We start from the raw sequence: 4,814 nt of genomic DNA, 5'->3' as shown, positions 1-4,814 counted from the left end.
CCGCGAGCAGGCTTTCGGCGCTGGAGGTGCGTGCCAGCAGGGCTACGCGGGAAACGCCGGTAGCTTATACCAACATAGAAAAGGCGGATATGGATATGCGTCTCGGTTCGCGGGACATTCCAATGGTGATGAACACGACTCCCAGTGTCTACGCGACCCTGCAGGGGGGTGGTGCCGGGGATGCGCGGGTGAATGTTCGCGGCTTCAACCAGCAGAACGTGGCCATCATGATCAACGGTGTGCCGGTAAACGATATGGAAAACGCTTGGGTTTACTGGTCCAACTGGGATGGCGTGGGAGACGCCACGTCGTCGATTCAGATGCAGCGCGGACTCAGTGCCGTGAATCTGGCCACGCCTTCAATCGGTGGGACCATGAACATCATCACCGATCCATCGGCCCATAAAGCGGGTGGCATGTTTAAGCAGGAATTCGGCGAGTGGGGCTTTTTGAAATCGACACTAAATTTCCATTCCGGTTTACTTGCCAACAAATTTGCTTTCAGCGGGACCCTGGTTAAAAAAACAGGGGACGGCTTTTACCAGGCGACCTGGACGGATGCCTATGCGTATTATTTCGGTGCCAGCTACCAGATGGGCAAAAACGACCGCTTCGAGTTTTATGCTCTAGGGGCTCCACAGCAACACGGTCAGAATACGAACCGTCAGAATATTGCCGTGTATAGCCAGAGTTTTGCAGAAGATGTTTATGATGATGATGTCTTGAATCAGGATGAACAGAAGATTGATAGCACAGGCGCTATCGTTGCGGGTCATAATGGTATCCCCGACATCTTTGACAAATACCATGAGGTAGGTCGGGATTATAACCAGAACTGGAACACGGTAACCGATTATGCTGGTAAGCAGTACTGGGCTATGTACACCGAACGCAAAAAGGGAGAGCGATACGATAAGGCCTTTCTCAACGAGAGAGAGAATTTCTTCCATAAGCCGCAGGTTAACCTGAACTGGTATCATACTTTTAATGACCAGATGCGGCTCTCGTCAATAGTATACTGGTCTGGTGGTCAGGGTGGCGGTACAGGAACTTATGGTAATGTCATGCACCAGCGCTGGGAGGGTACGGTTGACTCCATTTTTGTCCCGGGTACGTTCAATAATGTTAAAGGAAAGTACTACTATTATGGATCTCCCTGGAGCTGGGATTGGGATGCCACGATTGCGATCAATCGTGATTCCACGCATTACTGGATGGACAAAGGGGAGTATACTAAAAAGAAGGGTGAATCCGTCGGTATTCTCCGTAACAGCAGGAACAATCAGTGGTCCATCGGTGCGATTTCCAAGTTCAACTATGATCTGAGTGACGAGTTGAAATTCACCGCCGGTGTCGACTGGCGTATCGCGGAGATAGATCACTACCGAGAGGTGCGCGATCTTCTCGGCGGCGATTATTTCGTATCTAAGGATAATGATTTTGACGTGGTGCTTAGCGCGGATGGGAAAAGCGTTGACTCGACCAGTACGCTGGCGAATCAGAAGAAGGCTTTGGGCAATAAGATGGCCTACCACTTCACCAACACGGTGGATTGGCTGGGCATCACGGGTCAGACCGAGTACAAGAGCGGTCCCTTAGCAGCCTATGGGATGTTTGGCTGGTCCAAGATTGCCTACACCTATACCAATCATTTCCGTTCGGTTGATCTGGTCCAGATTACCGTTCCCGATACTGTCATGATAGCCGATCCCAATGGAGACGAGCTTGTTTCGGCACCTCCAGCTATCTACACCATGCAGTTCAAAGGCGGTATCAGCTATAGGGTGTCTAATGAGCTGAGCATTTTTGGGAACTATGGTCAAATCCGGAAACCACCCATCTTTGATTTCGTGATTGATGACTATGCCGGTGTGACCAACGATAATCCGGTGCCGGAAACTTTCACGTCACGCGAGTTCGGTGTGCACTTGACAGATTCCGCTGGCCGGCTGGCCGTTACGGTGAACTACTACCGCACCATGTGGGAAGACCGCAACTTCAACGTGGGTGTTGTGAAAGAAAGTGGGGAGGAAGGCCTGGTCAGTTTACGGGGTGTGGACTCCTACCATTCCGGGTATGAAGTGGAGGCCTCTTTCCAGCCCGGAAAGCTGCTAAGAATCGATATGGCAGGATCCTTCGGTGACTGGATCTACACGGACGACGTGCAGGGGACCTATCGCCCGGACTTCGGAGCAGAGGTATTTGACACCTTGACCTTTTATATAAAAGACCTGAAAATCGGTGATGCCCCCCAAGTTCAGACGGCCCTGATGCTGTCCGTATTTCCGCTGAAAGGGCTCACTGCCCAGCTGGTTCTTAAGTCCTACGCCAACTACTATGCGGGTTGGGACCCATTCAGCCGTACAAGCGGGGGAGATCGACGCCAGAGCTGGCGAATCCCGGATTATGAGCTGATAGATTTCCATGCAGTTTATGATCTGCCCTTCAATCTCGCCGGTGTAAGACTACAGGCCTTCGCCCACGTGTTCAACCTTTTGGATACAGCTTACATCCAGGATGCGACTGATAATAGTGCTTATAATGCGTGGGACTATGACCACGACGCCGACGATGCCGAGGTGTTCTTCGGTATACCGCGTTCCTTCAACGTGGGTCTGACGGTTAGGTTCTAGTACGGCGCTGAAAATGTTGGCTCCGGGCAGCCCCGTATCAACGGGGCTGCCCGTTTTCATATCTTATCAATCTTCGCAAGGGCTGGGAAAACAGTTGTACCCGGGTAAACTTTTCCCGTCGGCCAATCGTCGGGATGTACTCTTGCAGGCTCCTGGGTAATGATTAGCGAGGAAACGAAGCGGCTAGTCGCCTATGGCACGATTTGTGCTTTAAAACCGGGTGGTTGTAAATAGGCGCTGTGAAAATAGCAGCTACAAGGTCGTTTTTATATATTCTGTGGCCTTATGCGGGATAAAAAGCGGTGGTTTGATGAAGCCTGAGGGCGATGAAAGTAATACTTCAAGGCAGGCGTGGAATTTGCTGAAAAACCTTGACATCCTATAAGGTCGCGACTACATTTTTCAGAATTTAGAGGAAAGTTGTTTTTTAGCAGTTTAACCCGAGGTAATATTCCGAGCCGATCCATGAAAAACTTATGCTTAAAACTGTTGGTGCTGGTTCTGGCCATACTCGTCTTGGAAGACTGTGCCGGACGAAGGGCCAGGCAAAGGGCTGCTGAAGAAGAGCCGGCCGAGGTAACTGCAGCAGCGGTAGAAGCTGAGGCGGGACAGGCTGCCGTTGAAGAGGCAGAAGGGGTTGCACCACCTGCCGTTCCTACCACCGAGGCCCGACCCGGTGCTCCCGGCGTCTCCGAAGAGTACGTGCTCAACGAGCTCAATTTTGAAATCAAGAAGCTGGGTGCTGAAGTGAAGCATTTAGCCTCGGAGCTCCGGGATCTGCAGGCTAAGAGCACCATGTGGGCCAATCCCCTGACCATTTATAACAAGGAAATCATTCTGGACAACGGCAGCACCATTTTCGGCAAGATCGTTTACCAGGATGAAAAGATCCTCAAGGTGGAGACCCTCATCGGTTACCTTATCGTTGAGCGTCCCTCCGTGGTGCGCATTGTGGAGAACATTCCCGAAGAGCCGCTGGCAGAGGCCACGGCTCTTGAGACTACCGAAGCTCCGGCGGTGACTCGGCCAGCACCTGCCGAGCGGGTGGTGGAGCCCACATTCACGACCACTCAACCGGCTGAGTCAGCCCGGAAGGCGGCTAAGTCGTCCTTTGCTCCTAACGTGGTGCTGTTGGGTACCATTAGTGAGTCTAAGGATCGCTCGGGCAATCTGAAGCTCAGTGGTGAGGTGAAGAATATCGGCGGCCGGCGGGCTGATTTTGTCAAGGTTAATTTCGTGTTTCGGAAGGACTGGAGCGGCAACACGCGAACACTGACCACCTTCGTCAAGGGTTCTTTCCACACCTTTGAATCCGGGATCACATCGGATGCTTCCTTGTTGCCCGGCGCCACGGGCGCCTTCGAGCTGTACATGGCCAAGTCCTTTGGCAGTTTCATTGGTTACTCCTATACCATTGACTGGGAAGACTACCAGTAGGTGGTATGAGGCCTAAGCGCGGCGCAATGGGAATAGTCACTGCCCCGGCAGGCTTGGTGGTGGCGGTAATGCTGGCCATACTGCCCTATACGGGGGCTGGCCTAGCCGCTCAGGACCAGCAAGATGAAGACCTCTATCTTATGGACTTGGGGATTATCATTGAACCCGGCGACCAGGACTCGGTAACCTGGAGGGATTCCCTGTCGGTGATGGAGGATGTGGACCTGATGGTAGGCAAGGAATCCCCCGGCGCAGCCTTCATTGAGTCGACCAAAGAGCTCCGAGCGGTTCTTGATGATCTGAGTGGCAGAATCAACGAGCTTGAGAATTCCTTAAATCAGGATGTGGAGGCTGTCCGGCTGGAGAATGAGCGGTTGCGGGCATTGATCCGGAAGATCCAGGCGAACCGGAAGGAAAATGAAGTCAGTCAGGCGGTTGCGGAAACGTTAGAAGAGGAAATCTCGGTTACAGGAGCTGCTGCGGCTGTGGTACCGCTGCCGGAGAATCCTGGCTATCACCATGTACTCCAGGCCTATCGCGCCGGACAGTTTGAAGAGGTGGTCCTGATGTGTCAGGCCCTTGACCAATCAAGCCTCAGTCCGGCCGAGGCTGTCCAGGTGGCCTACTGGTGTGCCGATGCTTATTTTCAACGGGGGCTGTTTGATAAGGCCCTGGAGAGTCTGGATAAGGTATCCGCATCTGATCAGGAGCTGGGGGATGATGCCATCATTCTCCAGGGGCTCA

The 4,814-nt window shown here is 52.7% G+C and carries 3 protein-coding genes; all 3 read left to right on the top strand.

Annotated features, from left to right (window positions below):
- A partial coding sequence (locus ACETWG_08350) for a TonB-dependent receptor plug domain-containing protein (GenBank protein MFB0516601.1) occupies positions 1 to 2,633 on the top strand: 2,633 nt, incomplete at its 5' end.
- Between the two features lie 465 nt (positions 2,634 to 3,098).
- Complete coding sequence (locus ACETWG_08345) at positions 3,099 to 4,070, top strand: hypothetical protein (protein MFB0516600.1); 972 nt, start codon at positions 3,099 to 3,101, stop codon at positions 4,068 to 4,070.
- A gap of 5 nt (positions 4,071 to 4,075) precedes the next feature.
- A partial coding sequence (locus ACETWG_08340) for a tol-pal system YbgF family protein (GenBank protein ID MFB0516599.1) occupies positions 4,076 to 4,814 on the top strand: 739 nt, incomplete at its 3' end.

The organism is Candidatus Neomarinimicrobiota bacterium (assembly GCA_041862535.1).
Classification (GTDB): domain Bacteria; phylum Fidelibacterota; class Marinisomatia; order SCGC-AAA003-L08; family TS1B11.
Note: the sequence above shows the minus strand (reverse complement) of the source record. Positions and strands in the feature narration are given on the sequence as shown.

Bases quoted from the DNA above. Each gene is read 5' to 3' on its own strand.
- ACETWG_08345 (MFB0516600.1), top strand. From the start codon at position 3,099: ATGAAAAACTTATGCTTAAAACTGTTGGTGCTGGTTCTGGCCATACTC.